Genomic DNA, 18616 nt, shown 5'->3' with positions numbered 1-18616 from the left:
ATGTTTATTAGAAAATTTTTTAAGATATTAAGAGGGCAAAATACATTTTTACAAGTTTTGTTTGCCAGTATATTAGGAGCAGTGTTGGGTTTTACTCCAGGATTTGTTAGAGCACCTGGCCTAACAATTTTTGTTATTTTTCTTTTTTTGATTTTGAATGCAAATCTCGGTATTTTTCTCTTTGTTTTTGCAATATCTAAGATTTTATTTTATTTGTTTATCCCTTTAGTTTTTAATATCGGTGTGTTTTTGATTGATAGAGCTGCGACATCTTTATTTGAATATATTGTAAATACACCTGTTTTAGCTTTGTTTGGTTTTGAATATTATCTTACAAGTGGTGGATTTTTGATTGGGATATTTTTAGGTATTTTATTTGGTCTGATTATTTTTTATTTATCAAAACTTTTTAAAATGTCTGAAACTGGATTATCAGAGAGTTCTCCAAAATTTAAAAAATTTAAAAACTCATTTGTCGGAAAAATTATTTTCTGGATATTGTTTGGAAGTGGAAAAGATATAGAAGAAACTACGACTAAAAGGGTTTTGCCTATAAGAATTACAGGTGTAGCTTTAGTCGTTGTTATTATTATTGGTTTTTTTGTTTTTCAACAATTATTTGCTGGAGCAATGATAAAGAAGTTCATGGTGAAGGGGTTAGAAAGGATAAATGGTGCTACTGTTGATGTTGGTAGTGTTGATGTAAGTTTTAATAAAGGTAAACTGATTATAAATAAATTAGAAATTTGTGATCCGGAAAAGTTGGATGAAAATGTTTTCTCAGCAAAAAGAATTGTTGCAGATTTGAGTGTAAATCAGCTGTTGTTAAAAAGATTAAGACTTGACAAAGTTGAGGTGTTTGATGGTGAGCTATCAAGCAAACGTGTAAAACCAGGAAAGATTATAACTCCACTCAAGGTCAGTGAAAAAAAAGTCGAGAAGAAAACAGAAAAGAAAACAGTCGTAAAAGATAAAGGTTCTTTAGAAGATTATATATCAAATGCTAAAGATTGGAAAATCAAATTAGCAAAGATTAAAAACTGGTACAAAAAATTGAAAGATTTAGTGGCTAGAAAAAAATTAAAAATTGAACCAAAAGATAAATCATACAAAGAAGCATTAAAAGAGAAGGCTCTTGCTATGGGTTATCAAAATGTAAAAGCATCTTATTTGATTAAAGGTGCTCCGGTCTTTGCAGCTACTCTTATTACAGCAAACAATATAAAGGCTTCAAATTACTTTAAAGATGAAACATTAGCGATAACAATAAAGGAAATTTCTACTAACCCTAATTTGTCCACTCAGGCACCAGAGATAGTTGCAAGATCTTCTAAAAATACTTTTTATTTAAATACTGTATTTAATGAGTTATCTAAAACTGGTGGTAAGAATAATATTGATATTTCAATGAATAAAGTAGCTTTAAATAAGGCGTTAGATGTTGTTAAAGTAAAAGTGCCAAACCAAATAAAAGATGGATATGTTACCTTAAAAGGGGTTGGGTCGTTTTTTAGTGAAAATGATGACGTTAAACTTAATTTAAAACTAGATGTTAGATTGGAAGACAGTTTGGTAGCTGTTCCTAAATTAGGTGACCAGAAAATAAAACTTTTGACATTCCCTGTCTATTTAACAGGGGAGCTTGATAATCCAGTGGTTAAAGTTGATACAAAAACGATTACTGATCAGTTAAAAGGTTTATGGAAAAACAAATTAAAATCTGAAGTGAAAAGAAGATTAAATGAAGAGAAAGATAAATTGAAGAAAAAGTATCAAAACAAGCTTGAAAACAAGGTGAAAAGAGGATTAGGTGATTTTTTAAATTAAGATAGTTGGTTATTTTTTGTGAATATAGAAACATATTTTAAACGTTTTAAAAGTGCTATTGTTGCCTTAAGTGGTGGGGCAGATAGTGCTGTTGTACTTCAATTAGCAACTAATTTTCTCGGTAAAGGCAATGTTGTAGCTGCAACTTGCGTAAATCTCAATATGTTTACATATGAAATAAATTTAGCCTATAAAATTGCAAGTTTATTAGATGTTTCATGGAAGCCTTTTTACTCAAAGCTTGCCAAAAATCTGTTTAATAGTGATAGTGAAAAGTGCTTTTATTGCAAAAATAATATAATGGAAGAACTTATAAAAATTAAAAAAGAGCTTGATATGGATGTGATTTTTGATGGGACGAACTTTGATGACTTAAATGATTTTAGACCAGGACTTAAAGCTTTAAAGATGTATGATATTAAATCGCCGTTATTGGAAAATGGGCTTGGAAAAGATTTTGTAAAAGAAGCGATTAAGAAGTCAATTTTATCAAAGATAGATTTTCATACTCAATCGTGCATAGCTACAAGAATTAAAGCAAATGGTGCTAATCATAAGATAATGAGAAAGATTGAAATTGCAGAAGATAGATTGAGGAATAACTTTCCTGATATAAGAGTGAGATATTTTGGTGATTATCTGAAGGTTGAATTTAAAGGTTTTGAAAACAGTAAAATAGATAACCAACAAGAAATTACAAAAGTTTTAAGTGAAGTTTTTTGTAATAAAAAAATAATATTTTGAGTTTGAAAATATTAAAGGTTGTGCTATAATCAATTTAGCAGGTGACGGGAAGTCCGGTGAAAATCCGGCGCTGCCCCCGCAACTGTGAGCTGGACGAAAGCCCTTTCGTGCCACTACCGAGCATCTAAAGTATTTTAGGTGCATGGTGGGAAGGCGGGCGAGTAGGATGAAGGCGAGCCAGGAGACCGGCCTGCAAAAAAGACCTACGGAGGGTAGGATGTTTCTGATCATCCATATTATCTGAAGAATCCTTATTTAAATCATCAAAAACTATTTGGAGGTTATTGTGATAAGTAAAATTATAAAACGTGACGGTCGTATTGTGTCTTTTGACTATGAAAGGATAGCAAATGCAATCTTTAAAGCAGCAAAAGCTGTTGGTGGTGAGGATAGAAATATAGCCAACAAGCTTGCTTTAGAGGTTTCAAAAATAGCAGATGAAAAATTTGGACAGCTTGGAGTTGCCACAGTTGAAGAGATTCAGGATATTGTTGAAAAAGTTTTAATAGAAAATGGCCATGCAAAAACTGCAAAAGCTTATATCCTTTATCGTAAAAAAAGATCTGATATGAGGGACTTGAAAAATGCCCTTGATGATGCCTTTGAATTAATTGATGAATACCTTGGGAATAACGACTGGCGAGTAAAAGAAAACAGTAATACCACATATTCATTGCAGGGGTTAAATAATTACATTTCTTCAACAATTACCGCTAAGTATTGGCTAAATAAAATTTACCCAGAAGAGATAAAGCATGCTCATGAAAATGGAGATTTCCATATTCATGATCTTGGAATGCTTTCTGTTTACTGCTGTGGTTGGGATTTACGAGATTTATTGCTAAAAGGTTTTAGGGGTGTTGAGGGGAAAGTTGAAAGTGCTCCCCCAAAGCATTTTAGAAGTGCACTTGGGCAAATTGTAAACTTTTTTTATACTTTACAAGGAGAGGCTGCTGGCGCGCAGGCTTTTGCAAATTTTGATACACTTTTGGCTCCCTTTATCTACTACGATAACTTGAGCTATAAAGAGGTAAAACAGTGTATTCAAGAATTTGTGTTCAATTTAAATATCCCTACAAGAGTAGGTTTTCAGACCCCTTTTACAAATCTAACAATGGATTTAAAGGTACCTTCAACTTATGAAAATGAAGCTGTAGTAGTCGGTGGAGAGGTGAAAGATAAAACTTATGCAGAATTTCAAAAAGAGATGGATATGATAAATAAGGCTTTTATTGAAGTGATGTGTGAAGGGGATGCAAAGGGGAGAATTTTTACTTTTCCAATTCCGACGTATAATCTAACCAAAGATTTTGATTGGGATAGTGAAATAGTGGCAGAGTTGATGAAAATGACCGGTAAGTATGGAATCCCTTATTTTGCCAACTTTATCAACAGTGATATGAGTCCTGATGATGCAAGAAGTATGTGTTGCAGATTAAGACTTGATAATAGAGAGCTCAGAAAAAGGGGTGGTGGACTTTTTGGAGCAAACCCTTTAACTGGTTCAATAGGTGTTGTCACTATCAATTTGCCAAGAATAGGTTATTTATCAAAAAGTGAAGATGAGTATTTTGATAGGCTTAATAAACTATTAGAACTTGCAAGAACAAGTCTAAAAATTAAAAGAAAAACACTTGAAAACCTAACTGACAAGGGGCTCTACCCTTATGCAAAGTATTATCTTTCAGAAATAAAGGAGAGATTTGGGCAGTATTGGAAAAATCACTTTAATACTATTGGTATTGTTGGGATGAATGAGTCACTGCTGAATTTTATAGGTGTGGATATTGTTCATGAGGAAGGGGTGGAGTTTGCAGTGAAAGTGTTGCAGTTTATCAATAATAGACTCGGAGAATTTCAGGTAGAGGATGATATGCTTTACAATTTGGAGGCAACTCCGGCTGAAAGTACAAGTTACAGGCTGGCAAAAATAGATAAAAATAACTTTCCTGATATAATAACCTGTGGAGAAGAGAAACCTTATTATACAAATTCTACTCAGTTACCCGTCAATAAAAGGGTTGATTTATTTAGTGCTTTAAATCATCAGGATAAATTACAGACTTTATACACAGGTGGAACAGTTTTTCATGCTTTTTTAGGTGAAGCTGTAGAAGATATTGATTCGTTAAAAGAACTTGTAAAGAGAATAGGCACAGAATTTAGAATGCCTTATTTTACCATTACACCAACCTTTTCTGTTTGCCCTGTTCATGGGTATTTATCAGGGAGACATTTTGAGTGTCCAATATGTAAGGAAGAGAAAAAGATGAAGATATTGCAGGAAATAGAGCAATTAAAATCATTACTTAAAGAATAATTATATTAATCAAGGAGGTTATGATGAAAAAAGAAGATGTTTTGAAGAAAATTAAAGAACTTGAAAATGAGTTGGAAAATGTGAAAGGGGAAAAGTGCGAAGTATATTCAAGAGTGGTGGGGTATCATAGACCTGTGCAAAACTGGAATGATGGGAAACAGGAAGAATTTAAGGAAAGGTATGAATTTGGGTTAGAATATGATTGTTGCAGACTTTGAGCCAGTATCTTTAAATGATTATCCGGGGAAAGTTTCTGCAGTTGTGTTTATCTCTGGTTGCAATTTGCTGTGTAGGTTTTGCTATAATAGAGAACTAGTTTTAAAAAAATTAGTAAAAGATAAAACAGAAGATTTTTTTGAATATTTGATACTTAATAAAATAAAGTATGTTGCTATTACTGGGGGTGAGCCACTTTTTCACCCCCATATTTTAGATTTTTTTGAGAAATTAAAAAAGTTAGGTGTTAGCATAAAATTAGATACTAATGGTTTTTCTTATGCCAAATTTAAAAAAGCGTTAGAAAAAAGTTTGCTGAATTATGTGGCAATGGATGTAAAAGGGTTTAGTGATGAAGATATTAGATTTATTACAAGAAAAAATTACCGTTTTAGAGATTTTTTGAAAAGTTATGAATTGTTAAAAAGTTATGACATCCCTTTTGAGTTGAGAATTACCATGTGGAAGGATTTTGACAAAGAAGATTTGTTACATTTTTTAAGTTTTGTAGATAGAAATGATAAAATTATTTTACAAAAGCCGATATTTGATAAGCCATTTTTGGATAAAAGGTTTGCATCTTTTGTAAGAAATGTTGATTTCGAAAGAAATATCAAAATTTTTCAGGAGTGTTTTTCAAATGTGGTAGTTAGAAATTTTGTGTAAATATAAAAGAAAACAAAAAAGCCGCTATAAAAGCGGCTTTTAATTTTTAGGATTAATTTTTGTTAATTAAAGTGATACTACATTTATTGCAGCAAGCCCTTTAGGACTTTTTTCAACTTCAAACTTAACTCTTTCGCCTTCAGCTAAAGATTTGAATCCATCTTTTTGGATAGATGTGTGATGTACAAATACATCCTGTCCATTATCCTCGGTTATAAAACCATAACCTTTTGAATCGTTAAACCATTTTACTGTTCCTTCTCTCATAACTATACCTCGTATTATTTTGTTTTGTTGTTTGTCAGTGGAAATTACTTTGGAAAAACCAGAATAACTCTCGAACTGCCCTGAACAACTAAGCACAATATACACTTAAAAATAATTAAAGCAAGCTTTATTTTAACAAATTTTAAAATAATTTAGGGGGGGTATCCCCCTAAATTAGCTAAAATCCTAATGATTCACCGATTATTACAACTTCAATATCTGATAAAGGTGGATTCTTTTCTATTATAGTTATTATTCTGCAAATTCTTTGTGGAGAATTACAGTCAGCGCAGAAACCTGTTTGAGCGCACGGAGTGTTAAAATTTAGTCTTTTTGCATTCATAGGTGATGCAATATTTTTGATTCTCTTTATTCCGTCATCGACATTTTCAACAACCTTGTTAATCCCTGTGTAAATAATAGTTTTTTTGGGACCAAAAGCCATTGCATTTACCCTATTTCCTGTACCGTCTATATTGACTAATTTCCCGTCGATAGTTAATGCATTTGTTGATGTGACAAACAAGTCACAAGTGAGTTCGGCTAATCTGACTTGATTTCTTTCTTCTGGAGTTAAATTTGGATCTCCATGATTTAGCACTTTTTTATTTAGCTTTTTTGCTTCTTCAACTAACTTTAATTCTTTTACTACAGTTATAGAGCCACCAAAACCGATTGATTCATAGTTTTTAGCATTTTCTATAAAGTGGTTAATAGCTTCTTCTTTTGTTTCAAAATAAGTTGCTTTAAATCCATTTTTTGTAAAAGCTTCAATTGTTTTGTTTGCAATTTTTTCATAAAACCATTTTTTGATATGATCCATCAAACCCTCCTTGTTTAGTATGTTTTTTAGTAATAGTAAAAAAGTTTGCCAATGTAAAGTATTTGTTATAAACTTGAATTATAATCAATAAGGGAGGTTTAAAATGTGGGGTAAAGAAAAGTTTGATGAGTTTAAAATAGACAAAAATAAAGGCTTAGCTATTAAAACAATCGATTTACATACTGGGGGAGAACCGCTTAGAGTTATTTATGATGGTATCCCTGACATTAAAGCAAACTCAGTATTGGAATTTAGACGAATAATGAAAGAGAACTATGATTATATTAGAGAAACAGTGATTTTGGAGCCAAGAGGGCACGCCGACATGTATGGAGCAATTTTATTACCACCTTATAGAGAAGGTGTAGATTTTGGAGTGATTTTTTTACACAATGAAGGGTACAGCACAATGTGTGGGCACGGTATTATCGCTTTGATAAAACTTGCATATGAACTTAAACTTATTGATTTTAAAGAACCTATAACAGAAATAAAAATAGATACTCCGGCTGGTATTGTCACAGCATTTGCCGAAATTAGTGATGGTAAACTTGATAAATACTACTTTAGAAATGTACCTTCATTTATTTATAAGTCTAATTGTTCAGTTTATATCGATGGTTTAGGGGATGTTGTTTTTGATATTGCCTTTGGTGGTGCATATTATGCGTATGTAAATGTAAAGAATTTAAATATTAGTTTAGACAAGGAAAATGTCCAACAGCTTATAAATTTGGGGAGAAAAATAAAAATGGCTGTGATGAATAAATGTGAAATTAAACATCCTGAGTATGATGATTTAAGCTTTTTATATGGAGTGATATTTTATGATGGAAATAATGGGAAAGATAAAGTGAGCAAAAATGTGTGTATATTTGCTGACGGAGAAGTTGATAGAAGCCCTACTGGGACAGGGGTAAGTGGTAGAATGGCTCTTCACTATTTTAAAAATGAGATTCAAAAAGATGATGAGATTGTAGTAGAAAGTATCGTTGGTTCTAAATTTAAAGGGAGAATTTATAGTGTTGTTGATTTTTATGGCTATAAATCTGTCATACCTGAGGTGGAAGGTAAAGCACATATCATAGGCAAAAATGAGTTTTTTGTGGATAATGAGGATGAAATAAAGTATGGCTTTTTTATGAGGTAAATTATGAAAACATTTAAAGCAGAAGATTTAGAAAAATTATTAAATATGAAAAAATTGATTGAAGTCATGAAAGATGCTTTGTTTGATTTGGATAGACATAATATAATTGTTCCAGACAGACATCATATTTTAAGCTCATTACATGATTCCACATATCTTTTTATGCCTGTTTATTCTGAAAAACTTGATAAAGTTGGTTTTAAATATGTGGCAGTATGCAACGAAAACAGTAACAGAGGGCTACCTGTTATTAATGGTGTTGTTTTTTTGGCAGATGGAAAAACCGGTATTGTGGAAGCAATGTTTGAAGGTGCAAAATTAACTGCTCTTAGGACAGGTGCAGTTGGAGGTGCTGCGATCGATATTCTTGCTTCTGATGATGCAAAGGTTTTATCCGTTTTTGGAACTGGGGCTCAGGCAGAAACTCAAATTAGGGCAGCTATATCAGTGAGGAAAATTGAGAAAATATATCTTTATTATCGAAATAAAGATAAAGCTAATCGCTTTGTTTCAATAATAAAGCAGTATTTTTCAGGGGATATAATTCTAACAGATAATTTAAGATTGTTAGAAGAATCGGATATTATTATAGCTGCTACAAATAGTAAACATCCTCTTTTTGAAAGTGGTAAATTAAACTTAAAAGAGCATGTTCATATCAATGCGATTGGGTCTTTTAAACCTGATATGCAGGAAATTGATTCAAATTTATATCTAATTTGCAGCGTTTTTGCTGATAACAAAGAGGGTTGTATAAAAGAGAGTGGTGATATCATTTTAGCTTTAAGAAATGGTAGGATAAAAGAAGATGAAATTATTAACTTAGGCGCTGTTATAAATTCTAATAAAGACTTTAAAAATAAAAGAACAATTTTTAAATCCGTTGGCAATGCAGGCTTTGATCTATATTCTGCATATATATTTTATAAAAAAGAAACAGTTGCATAATAGACTAACAACTTGATAATTATCACAATTATGAGATCGCTTCGTCAGCTTATGCTTCCTCGCGATGACTGCCTAGCTGACTTTGCGAGCATTAGCGAAGCAATCTGGGATATGGAGTAGCTATTACTGTGCAATACCCTCAAGTGGATAGGAAAATATTAAATTTTTTGGTATATATTGGCTAACCTTCTGTTTACTTTTGCTTTATTATTTTTAAAAAATATTGTATAAAAAAATCTGTGTGTTGTAAAATAGGTGATGTGAGGATGTTACACAATGGATCAACTTTTTGATATCAATATGGTTTAGAGATTGCTTCGGCAACTTTTGTTGCCTCGCAATGACCCAAAAATACTGTCATTGCGAGCGTCAGCGAAGCAATCTGAGGTGTTTGAGTAATTATTATTGTGCTATACCCTCGATGTATTATTTACCAGGATTGCTTCATAAAGCTCGCAATGGCAAATTCCACAGTCATTGCGAGGAGTGGTAGTGACGAAGCAATCTTATAAGTAGTATTTTGATAGACTTAGACTGTTTTGTAACAGCCTCGAAAAGATTTTTAGTTTGGGAGGTTTGTAATGTCGTTTGTGATGAACACATATAGCCGTTTTGATTTGGAATTTGTAAAAGGTGATGGTTCATATCTTTTTGATAAAGATGGGAATAGATATTTGGATTTTGCTTCTGGTATAGCTGTTACAAATTTGGGGCATGCAAACAAAGAGATTGCCGAAGTTATTTGCAATCAGGCAAAAACATTATTGCATACCTCTAATCTTTATAAAATTTCATCTCAGGAAGAATTAGCTGAAAAACTTTCAAAAAGAGGATTTGGCGGAAAAGTATTCTTTTGTAATTCCGGTGCTGAGGCAAATGAAGCTGCTATTAAACTTGCTAAAATTTATGGGAATAAAAAATATGATGGAGTCAGATACAAAATAGTTACGATGGAAGGGTCTTTCCATGGCAGGACTTATGCTACTCTTTCTGCCACAGGTCAGGAAAAAGTGAAAAAAGGGTTTGAGCCACCAATGGATTTTTTTGTGCATGTTCCTTACAACGATTATGATAGTTTATACAATGTGGTTAAAGATGGTGATGTTATTGCGATAATGTTAGAGGTAATTCAGGGGGAAGGTGGTTTAAAGAAAGCTGATATAGCTTATTTAAAAAATGTCAGAGAGTTGTGTAATAGGCTTGATATCCTTTTGATTTTTGATGAGGTGCAGACAGGGATAGGGAGGACAGGTAAACTTTTTGCTTATCAACATTATGATGTAATTCCTGATGTGATTACTTTGGCAAAAGGGTTGGGTAATGGTGTCCCAATAGGTGCAATGATGGCAAAAGAACAATTTGCAGAATACCTTTCACCTGGTACTCATGCATCCACATTTGGTGGAAATTATCTTGCCTGTGCAGTAGCAAACAAGGTTTTGGACTTAATCGATGATGAGCTTTTACAATCAGTTCAAGAAAAAGGTTTATATCTAAAATCTAAATTAAAAGAGATTTTTAGTGGAAAAGGTGAAGTCCGTGGCGAAGGGCTTATGCTTGGTGTTGCACTAAATGATGTAAATAATATGGATTTTATAAATGAGCTACATAAAGAGTTTATGTTAGCTGTGCCTGCTGGGGATAATGTGGTGAGGCTGTATCCACCACTAACTGTTACAAAAGAGGAAATTGACGAAGGTATTACAAAGTTAGAAAAAGTGATTAATAAGCTATGGGGGTAAAAGTGAAAAGAGATTTTTTGACTTTGGCAGATTTTTCTACACAAGAGCTTAAAGAAATGATAGAAAGCGCCATAAAATTAAAGGAAGAAAGAAAAAATGGTATTTTTAGAAAATATTTAGAAAATAAAAAAGTAGCTTTAATTTTTGAAAAATCATCTACAAGAACAAGGGTTTCTTTTGAAGTTGGTGTTGCTGAAATGGGGGGCTACCCACTCTTTTTGAGTAGAAATGATATTCAGCTTGCAAGAGGTGAAAGTATAAGGGATACGGCAAGAACACTTTCTAGATATGTGGATATGGTTATGATAAGAACATTTGAGCATGAAAGGATTGAAGAATTTGCTAAATTTGCAAGTGTGCCTGTGATAAATGGCCTTACAAATGAGTTTCACCCATGTCAGGTGATGGCAGATATTATGACAATTTATGAGAAAATGGGTAAATATGAAGGTGTTAAGCTTGCTTATGTAGGTGATGGAAATAATATGGCTCACTCTTTATTAATTGGTTGTGCAAAATTTGGGATAGATATTTCTATTGCTACACCAGAAAAATATCAGTGTTTACAAGATGTAGTTGAAAAAGCAAAGACAATTGCAGCTGAAACTGGTGCAAAAATAGAGATTACAAACGACCCATTTAAAGCTGTAAAGGGAGCTGATTTTATTTATACAGATGTTTGGGCAAGTATGGGTTTTGAAGATGAGGCAGAGGAAAGAAAGAAAATTTTTATTGATTATCAAGTTAATAAGAATCTTTTAGAAGCCACAGGGAAAAGGACATATTTTATGCACTGTTTACCAGCTCATCTTGGTGAGGAAGTTACAGAAGAAGTTTTTGAGTCAGAAATATCAATAGTTTTTGATGAAGCAGAAAATAGACTTCATGCTCAAAAAGCTATTATGAAATGGCTTTTTGAACAGATAGATAATTGAGATAAGGAGGAACATAGAAAATGAGTAGAGAAAAAGTAGTTTTAGCTTATTCTGGAGGTCTTGATACCTCTGTAATTTTAAAATGGCTTGATTTGCAAGGTTATGATGTGGTTGCATATGTGGCAGATTTAGGTCAAAGGGACGATTTAGAAGCTCTTGAAGAAAAGGCTTATAAGTCGGGAGCAAAGGAGTTTTATATAGTAGATTTAAAGGATGAATTTGTTAAAAACTATGTTTATACTTCAATAAAATTCAATGCAGTTTATGAAGGTAGATACCTTTTAGGTACTTCTCTTGCAAGACCAGTAATTGCTAAAGGGATGGTGGATATCGCAAGGAAAACAGGGGCAAAATATGTAGCTCATGGTGCAACAGGTAAAGGTAACGACCAGGTGAGATTTGAGCTTTCTGTTGCTGCCCTTGCTCCAGATTTAAAAGTTATTGCTCCATGGAGAATTCCAGAATTTTTCAATGTGATAAAAGGGCGTCAAGAAGCTATTGATTTTGCTGCTAAATATGGAATTCCTGTTAAAGCAACAAAAGATAAACCTTGGAGTAGTGATGAAAACCTTATGCATATCAGTTTTGAAGCTGGTATTTTAGAAGATCCAGCAAAAAGACCACCTGAGGATATGTTTGAACTAACAGTTGATCCCAAAAATGCGTCTGATACACCAGAAGAAGTGGAAATTGAATTTGAAAAAGGTGAACCTGTAGCAGTAAATGGTGAAAAACTGTCTCCAGCAAAATTGCTTCAGACTTTAAATGAGATTGGAGGCAGACATGGGATTGGAAGGATAGATATAGTTGAAAGTAGATATGTGGGGATGAAGTCAAGGGGTGTTTATGAAACCCCTGGTGGAACAATTTTGATGGCTGCTCATAGAGACCTTGAAGGTTTGACACTTGAAGGGAGTCTTATTAATTTAAAAGATATGCTTATGCCAAGATTTGCTTATCTTGTTTATGCTGGGTATTGGTTTAGCAGTGAGATGGATTGCCTGAGAGCCTTTGTGGAGGAGTCTCAAAAGTATGTTACGGGTAAAGTAAAAGTAGAGCTTTACAAAGGGAATATAACAATTGTGAGTAGAGAATCTAAATATTCACTTTATGATCAGATGCTTGTGTCTATGGATGATGATAAAGGTGCTTATAATCAGGCTGATGCAACAGGTTTTATAAAATTGAACTCTTTACCATTAATTGCAAATGCAAGAAGAAGAGATAAGTAAGATAAATGCTTAAAAGAGATTGCTTGCCCAAATTTTGGTTAAAAAACATTGACTTAGATTGCTTCGGTAATTTTCGAAATGACGTTCCCACAAAGTCATTGCGAAGAACGTAGCGACGAAGCAATCTCTCGTGAGATAATAGGTTTAGAGATTGCTTCACTTCGTTCGCAATGACGGCAATTTCCAGACATTGTGAGGCAACAAAAGTTGCCGAAGCAATCTAAATATGGTGGGCAAGCAATCTCTTTTGATATAATGATATGAGTAAAAAATACCTTTTTATAATTGCTTTTTCCACAATAATGGTCTTTTCTGCTCTTTATGCTCCGCAGCCTTTGCTTCCAGTAATTGCAAAAGATTTTAATGTTACAAAGGATGCTGCTTCACTTCTTATTACCGTAACGCTTATTCCACTTGCACTTGCACCACTTTTTTATGGGTATATACTAGAAAAATTTTCTGCAAAGGTTGTAATATCATTGTCTTTTACAATTTTGGCGTTGAGTGAAGTTGTTGTTTATTTTACTCATAATTTTACACTGTTTTTACTAATTAGATTGTTAAACGGTTTAGTTTTACCTGCTATTTTAACAGGCTTGATGACATATATCTCTATCAGTACTTCTAAAGAGAATGTTCAAAGGGTTATGGCATTTTATATAGCAAGTACTATTGTTGGTGGGTTTTCTGGTAGGCTTGTTTCTGGTTTTATTTCCACATATTTTGGTTGGAGATATGTTTTTTTATTCCTATTCTTCACTTTATTAATTTCATTGCTTTTGATTTTACAACTGGAGAAAGATGATAGGTTAAATGTAAGCAAATTGAAACTTGATATGGCCAAAAATATACTTAAGAAAAAAGAGTTTTTATTTTGCTATTTGACTATTTTTTTCACATTTTTTGTTTTTGCAGGATTTTTAAATATTTTGCCATTTAGGATGTTTACTGTTTCTTCTAAAGTAACTGAGTTTAAAACAGGAATTATGTATTCTGGTTATATGCTTGGAGTATTGATATCTTTAAACAATGTTAAGATATTGAAAAAATTAAATAATTCTGCAAAATTATTAGTAATTATTGGTTTAACAATATATTTGGTGTCACTGTTTGTTATGTCCTTTAATTCTGTTGTGTTATTATTTTTAGGTATGTTTCTTTTTTGTGGTGGGATGTTTACAGTGCACTCTACACTTTCTGGCTATCTAAATAGGCTTGCTATGGAAAATAAGGGTGTTGTTAATGGTCTGTATGTTTCCTTTTATTATACGGGAGGAAGTATTGGGTCTTATTTGGCAGTTTATATTTACAGACATTTTGGTTGGTTTGTAGTTCTTTTTTTTCTCGCAGCTATGATTTTATTTGCTAATTTGTTTGTAAAACAATGTTCATAAAAAAATGTATATTGTATACAAAAAAAGTCTTTACAAACAAAAATTGGGATATTAATATATTCTAAAGAACAAATAAGGGGCACAAGTTGATTGATTTTAGTTTATTAAAAGAGAGTTTATTAAAAGAGGATTTTTCCAAAATACCAGATTCTTTAAAATTTGATGAAATAGGTTTTGAGAGTTTGTCTTCAGTCTTTTTTATTCTTTCTCTCTGTTTTAGATATCCTGATGATAATGTTTACAACAAACTAAAAGAGCTTTTACCTTCATTTAAAGATTTTTTTGAAGATTATCTAAATAAAGAGCTTATGTTGGAAGACCAATCAGAGATGGAAGCAGAGTATGTTAGATTATTTGTCACAAATTATGGTGGAGTAATTGCTGTACCATATGCTTCTTTTTATCTTGAAGAGGAAAAGTTGTTGATGGGTGAAAGCACTGTTCAGTTGAGAGATATGATGGAGGAAGAAGGGTTTATTTTAAAAGAGGATATAAAAGAAGTCCCTGATCATATTTACATATTATTAGAATTTGCTTCGAGTTTGATAAATAAAATTATAGATTTAAACAAGTCTGGGGAAGATTATAAAAAAACTCTTGCCACGCTTTTTACAGTTTTGTATGCTTATATAGGCAGATTTGTTGTTGATTTTAGCGATAAGGTGATAAACGAGTCAAAATTGGATTTTTACAGAGATGCTGCAAAGGCTTTGAAGGGGCTTTTTGTGGAAATAGATGAAATATTTATTGATATATTAGAGGCAAATTAATTTGGATAAAGGCAAATAAGGCTACATAAGCCTAATAAAAGGAGGTTGCCATGAAAAAAACATTAGTTTCACTTTTAGTAGTTGCTTTAATTGCTATATTTGCAACTACTGCAGTTTTTGCAAAAGCTAATGCAAGAAAAGGGAAAAGGGTTTGGAAGAAAAACTGCCGTCTTGCGTGCCATGATGGTAGCAAAGCTGGTGCACCAGCACTTAGCCCAGTGAGCAAAACTCAGGCTCAGTGGAAAGCATTGTTGCCAAAAATCAAAGATTGTGCTGCTCACAAATCTGCTAAGAAGTTAAAAGACAAAGATATTGAGAACATGTTCCAGTATCTTTTTGATCATGCTCTTGATTCTGATCAGCCAGAAACTTGTGGTTAAGATTTAATTTAGAAAATATGAGGGTGTTATACACCCTCTTTTTGATTAAGAAATAACCCTATTTGATGGGTAGTTTATTTTATAGGAGGTAGTTTATGAAAAAGTTTTTAGCAGTTTTATTTGGAGTTTTATTTGCTTCATCTTTTGTTTTTGCACAGGATGTAAACCTTGAGCAGTTGAAAAAGCAGGTTGCAGACCTACAAGCTCAAGTTGATATGATGAGTAAGTTTGTAAACACCAACACTCGTCATGCAGCAACTGATAAGCTTTCTATCAGTGCAGAATTCATGACAAGACTCGACAGTTTTCAGTACAAAGATGTAAGAGCATTACCAGATTTTGCTAGCGACATGATGGGATTATGGTTAGCTGAAACCATTACTCAATCTTCAGGAACTCAAACATCAACACCAACCAATTGGGATTTACAAGCGTTTATGGGAATGACAACTTCAACCACTGATGGATGGAATGATACTTTTTTAAATACTTATTTTTCTGATTTTCAAACTTTAATGGGGACCCCTGAAGTATCAGGGATGTTGCAACAAATGTGGAATAATTTACCTGCTGCACAACAAAGTTATTATACAACAAATTTTGGCGCTAATGCAATGATGGCTTTTGGTATGGATGCTTTTGCTCAAATGCTATCTGATAGAACTTTGACTAAAGATGAAGCAAGTGCAATAGTTACAGCTTTTAAAAATATTAAACCTAAAAAGTATGATGCAAACAATGACTATATGATGACTGAAAGATTGAGACTTCGTCTTAAAGCTAAAGTAAACGAGCATCTTTCATTTACTGGCCGTCTTGTAATGTATAAAACTTTTGGCGATTCTACGCCAGTTCACTTTTTCAATGGTACTATGAGCAGTATGTTTTTAGATAGTAATTCTGCTCAATATCCTACTGATGACAGTGTAAGGGTTGAAAGAGCTTATTTTGTATATAAAAATAGTATAGGTGATGTTCACTGGCATTTCTCTGTTGGTAGAAGACCAGCAGCTTATGGTTATGGTATGGAAAACCATGAGAATGCTGTACTGGGTGGCTCTCCTCTTGGTTCTATCATTCAGATGAACTTTGATGGTGCTTCTTTAGGGTTTTCTTTGGAAGATTTGACAGGTATCCCTGGCTTAAATATTAAATTCTGCTATGGTCAAGGGTTTGAAGGTCAGTATGGAACACTTAACTCTTTAAATTCTCAAGCTGATGTAAATGATGTTCATTTCTTTGGTGCTATAGTAAAACTTTTTGATAATGATGATTACAGAGTTGTTTACAACTGGGCACATGGATATGGACTTACTGATGGTTTCATAGGAATGGCTGTATTTCCATTTTATATTTCTGGAAATGATTATGATTTAGATGGTCAATATGATACTTATACTTTAACGCCTAATTATGGTGGTTTTGTATCAAGAATAGAGCCAATGAGCGAAGTTGGTAATATTGACTTACACTCTATATTCGTACAAGGTAATACTTTTGACTTCAGCTGGTTTGCAGCATATTCAATGAGTAAGACTGACCCAACTGGTAGAAGTGCAAATCCAATGTATCAATTTATGGGAATGGATGAAATGATGGATGGAACTGGCCATAGTGTATGGGTTGGTATTATGACTCCAGAACTTCCATTTACTGCTGGTAAACTTGGTTTTGAATACAACCATGGTAGCAAATACTGGCAGCCATTTATGAACACATGGGATGCTGCAAAACTTGCTACACGTGGTGATGTGTATGAAGTTTACTACCACCAGCCAATCGTTGGAAGTAAGTTTTTCTTAACTCTTGGTTACATTCACTATGACTACGAATACACAAATAGTGGTAACTATATGGGTGAACCAGTTAAGATTGAAGATGCTACAGCATTCAACACTTTGATGCCTGTAGTTGATAAAGTAGATAATTACTACGCTAAATTAACATTTAGATTCTAATATCTCCTGTAGGTATGAGATAGATAAAAGCCGGGGATTTCCCCGGCTTTTTTTGTTTCACTAGTAAAACGTTTAAACGTTAGAACGTTAAAACGTTCACACGTACTTTATCAATTTAAAACTTTTCCTTGAAAAATTTGTTAAAAAAACTATGATTGTTTGGAATTTTTATCAAACATTTTTTAATATAGCTAAATCGAAATAGGTTAAAATTATTTGAGGTGATAAAATGGATTTGGATTTAAGAACAGTGGAAGGTTTTGAAGAAGAGATAAGTAGAGCAACAAACCTTGATGAGCTTTATCAGATAAAAGTTAAATATCTTGGTAAAAAAGGTAGCATTACACTTTTAAACAAGCAGCTCAAAAATATTGCACCAGAAAATCGTGCAGAAGCTGGTAAAAAGATAAACGAAGTAAGAAAAAGATTTGAAGCACTTTATGATGAAAAATATAATGATCTTAAAAGGCTTGAAAAAGAGAAAAAATTAAAAGAAGAATTTATTGATATCACAAGAGAAGGTTTCCCTTTTAAGCCAGGAGCTATTCACCCAATTACTATAACATACTATGAAATTGTAGATATTTTTACATCAATGGGTTTTGAGGTTGCAACTGGCCCTGAGGTGGAGTTTGATTATTACAACTTTGAGGCATTAAACATTCCAAAAGAGCACCCTGCAAGGGATATGCAAGATACATTTTATATTACTGATGAGATACTCCTTAGGACTCATACATCGCCTGTCCAAATCAGAGTAATGGAAGCAAATAAACCACCAATAAAGATTATTGCACCAGGTAAAGTTTATAGATGTGACCATGATGTTACCCATTCACCAATGTTTCATCAGGTGGAAGGGTTACTTGTAGATGAAAAAGTAACCTTTGCTGATTTGAAAGGGACTTTGACACTTTTTATTAAGCGTATGTTTGGAGAAGATATCCCTGTTAGATTTAGGCCAAGTTTTTTCCCTTTTACTGAGCCAAGTGCTGAAGTGGATATGGGGTGTGTAATTTGCGGTGGAAGTGGATGTAGAGTTTGTGGACATACAGGTTGGCTTGAGATACTTGGGTGCGGAATGGTTGACCCAGAGGTTTTTAAAGCTGTAAATTATGATACAGAAAAGTATCAAGGTTATGCCTTTGGTATGGGGATTGAGCGTATCGCAATGCTCAAATTTGGTATAGATGATTTGAGACTATTTTACGATAACAAAATAAAATTTTTAAAACAATTTTAGG

At 32.9% G+C, this 18616-nt stretch carries 15 protein-coding genes, 1 pseudogene and 1 riboswitch; of the genes and pseudogenes, 14 read left to right on the top strand and 2 right to left on the bottom strand.

Translation table 11 applies throughout. From position 1 onward, the window contains the following. From DEFDS_RS08230 to DEFDS_RS08210, 4 genes and pseudogenes are all read left to right on the top strand, one after another. Positions 1 to 1827 (top strand): hypothetical protein, encoded by a 1827-nt coding sequence (locus DEFDS_RS08230; protein WP_013008340.1) that lies wholly within the window; start codon positions 1 to 3, stop codon positions 1825 to 1827. An 18-nt stretch (positions 1828 to 1845) separates the two neighbouring features. After that, complete coding sequence (locus DEFDS_RS08225; protein WP_013008339.1) at positions 1846 to 2571, top strand: hypothetical protein; 726 nt, start codon at positions 1846 to 1848, stop codon at positions 2569 to 2571. Beyond that, a riboswitch (cobalamin riboswitch) is annotated at positions 2570 to 2780 on the top strand. Its footprint overlaps the gene before it by 2 nt. Before the next feature lie 77 nt (positions 2781 to 2857). Next, positions 2858 to 5109 (top strand): annotated as a pseudogene (locus DEFDS_RS08220) (ribonucleoside triphosphate reductase). Next, positions 5090 to 5773 carry an anaerobic ribonucleoside-triphosphate reductase activating protein gene (locus DEFDS_RS08210; protein WP_013008338.1) on the top strand — a complete coding sequence of 228 codons (684 nt, stop codon included), beginning with the start codon at positions 5090 to 5092 and terminating at the stop codon, positions 5771 to 5773. Before DEFDS_RS08220 ends, DEFDS_RS08210 begins: the two are co-directional and overlap by 20 nt. 66 nt (positions 5774 to 5839) lie before the next feature. Here DEFDS_RS08210 and DEFDS_RS08205 read toward each other — a convergent pair whose 3' ends face one another. Next, on the bottom strand, positions 5840 to 6040 hold the full coding sequence (locus tag DEFDS_RS08205; protein WP_013008337.1) for a cold-shock protein: 201 nt from the start codon (positions 6038 to 6040) through the stop codon (positions 5840 to 5842). A gap of 178 nt (positions 6041 to 6218) precedes the next feature. Beyond that, complete coding sequence (locus tag DEFDS_RS08200; RefSeq protein ID WP_013008336.1) at positions 6219 to 6863, bottom strand: lactate utilization protein; 645 nt, start codon at positions 6861 to 6863, stop codon at positions 6219 to 6221. A 103-nt stretch (positions 6864 to 6966) separates the two neighbouring features. Between DEFDS_RS08200 and DEFDS_RS08195 the strand changes: the two genes are divergently transcribed. The 10 genes from DEFDS_RS08195 to pheS all read left to right on the top strand — a co-directional run bounded on the left by DEFDS_RS08195 (position 6967) and on the right by pheS (position 18615). Beyond that, positions 6967 to 8013, top strand: coding sequence for a proline racemase family protein (locus DEFDS_RS08195; RefSeq protein WP_013008335.1), 1047 nt, complete (start codon positions 6967 to 6969; stop codon positions 8011 to 8013). A gap of 3 nt (positions 8014 to 8016) precedes the next feature. Next, positions 8017 to 8961 carry an ornithine cyclodeaminase family protein gene (locus tag DEFDS_RS08190; RefSeq protein ID WP_013008334.1) on the top strand — a complete coding sequence of 315 codons (945 nt, stop codon included), beginning with the start codon at positions 8017 to 8019 and terminating at the stop codon, positions 8959 to 8961. Between the two features lie 581 nt (positions 8962 to 9542). Continuing rightward, complete coding sequence (locus tag DEFDS_RS08185; RefSeq protein ID WP_013008333.1) at positions 9543 to 10703, top strand: aspartate aminotransferase family protein; 1161 nt, start codon at positions 9543 to 9545, stop codon at positions 10701 to 10703. 2 nt (positions 10704 to 10705) lie between these two features. Beyond that, positions 10706 to 11638, top strand: coding sequence for an ornithine carbamoyltransferase (gene argF, locus DEFDS_RS08180; RefSeq protein WP_013008332.1), 933 nt, complete (start codon positions 10706 to 10708; stop codon positions 11636 to 11638). 20 nt (positions 11639 to 11658) lie between these two features. After that, entirely contained in the window at positions 11659 to 12870 is a 1212-nt protein-coding gene (locus tag DEFDS_RS08175) for an argininosuccinate synthase (protein WP_013008331.1), read from the top strand. 260 nt (positions 12871 to 13130) lie between these two features. Next, positions 13131 to 14264 (top strand): MFS transporter, encoded by a 1134-nt coding sequence (locus tag DEFDS_RS08170; protein ID WP_013008330.1) that lies wholly within the window; start codon positions 13131 to 13133, stop codon positions 14262 to 14264. Positions 14265 to 14350: 86 nt separating this feature from the next. Continuing rightward, a complete protein-coding gene (locus tag DEFDS_RS08165; protein ID WP_013008329.1) occupies positions 14351 to 15034 on the top strand; it encodes a TorD/DmsD family molecular chaperone in 684 nt (227 codons plus the stop codon). A 50-nt stretch (positions 15035 to 15084) separates the two neighbouring features. Beyond that, positions 15085 to 15414 (top strand): c-type cytochrome, encoded by a 330-nt coding sequence (locus DEFDS_RS08160; protein WP_013008328.1) that lies wholly within the window; start codon positions 15085 to 15087, stop codon positions 15412 to 15414. A 95-nt stretch (positions 15415 to 15509) separates the two neighbouring features. Beyond that, complete coding sequence (locus DEFDS_RS08155; RefSeq protein ID WP_013008327.1) at positions 15510 to 17372, top strand: DUF3373 family protein; 1863 nt, start codon at positions 15510 to 15512, stop codon at positions 17370 to 17372. A gap of 229 nt (positions 17373 to 17601) precedes the next feature. After that, positions 17602 to 18615: a phenylalanine--tRNA ligase subunit alpha gene (gene pheS, locus DEFDS_RS08150; RefSeq protein WP_013008326.1), complete on the top strand. Its 1014-nt coding sequence runs from the start codon at positions 17602 to 17604 to the stop codon at positions 18613 to 18615. The last annotated feature ends 1 nt before the right edge of the window (position 18616 follow it).

Source organism: Deferribacter desulfuricans SSM1 (assembly GCF_000010985.1).
Taxonomy (GTDB): domain Bacteria; phylum Chrysiogenota; class Deferribacteres; order Deferribacterales; family Deferribacteraceae; genus Deferribacter; species Deferribacter desulfuricans.
The sequence above is the reverse complement of the archived record's forward strand: the minus strand, read 5'-3'. Positions and strand labels throughout refer to the sequence as shown.

Coding starts and splice junctions, on each gene's coding strand:
- DEFDS_RS08230 (WP_013008340.1), top strand. CDS start 1: ATGTTTATTAGAAAATTTTTTAAGATATTAAGAGGGCAAAATACATTT.
- DEFDS_RS08210 (WP_013008338.1), top strand. CDS start 5,090: ATGATTGTTGCAGACTTTGAGCCAGTATCTTTAAATGATTATCCGGGG.
- DEFDS_RS08205 (WP_013008337.1), bottom strand. CDS start 6,040: ATGAGAGAAGGAACAGTAAAATGGTTTAACGATTCAAAAGGTTATGGT.
- DEFDS_RS08200 (WP_013008336.1), bottom strand. CDS start 6,863: ATGGATCATATCAAAAAATGGTTTTATGAAAAAATTGCAAACAAAACA.
- DEFDS_RS08195 (WP_013008335.1), top strand. CDS start 6,967: ATGTGGGGTAAAGAAAAGTTTGATGAGTTTAAAATAGACAAAAATAAA.
- DEFDS_RS08190 (WP_013008334.1), top strand. CDS start 8,017: ATGAAAACATTTAAAGCAGAAGATTTAGAAAAATTATTAAATATGAAA.
- DEFDS_RS08185 (WP_013008333.1), top strand. CDS start 9,543: ATGTCGTTTGTGATGAACACATATAGCCGTTTTGATTTGGAATTTGTA.
- DEFDS_RS08175 (WP_013008331.1), top strand. CDS start 11,659: ATGAGTAGAGAAAAAGTAGTTTTAGCTTATTCTGGAGGTCTTGATACC.
- DEFDS_RS08170 (WP_013008330.1), top strand. CDS start 13,131: ATGAGTAAAAAATACCTTTTTATAATTGCTTTTTCCACAATAATGGTC.
- DEFDS_RS08160 (WP_013008328.1), top strand. CDS start 15,085: ATGAAAAAAACATTAGTTTCACTTTTAGTAGTTGCTTTAATTGCTATA.
- DEFDS_RS08155 (WP_013008327.1), top strand. CDS start 15,510: ATGAAAAAGTTTTTAGCAGTTTTATTTGGAGTTTTATTTGCTTCATCT.
- pheS (WP_013008326.1), top strand. CDS start 17,602: ATGGATTTGGATTTAAGAACAGTGGAAGGTTTTGAAGAAGAGATAAGT.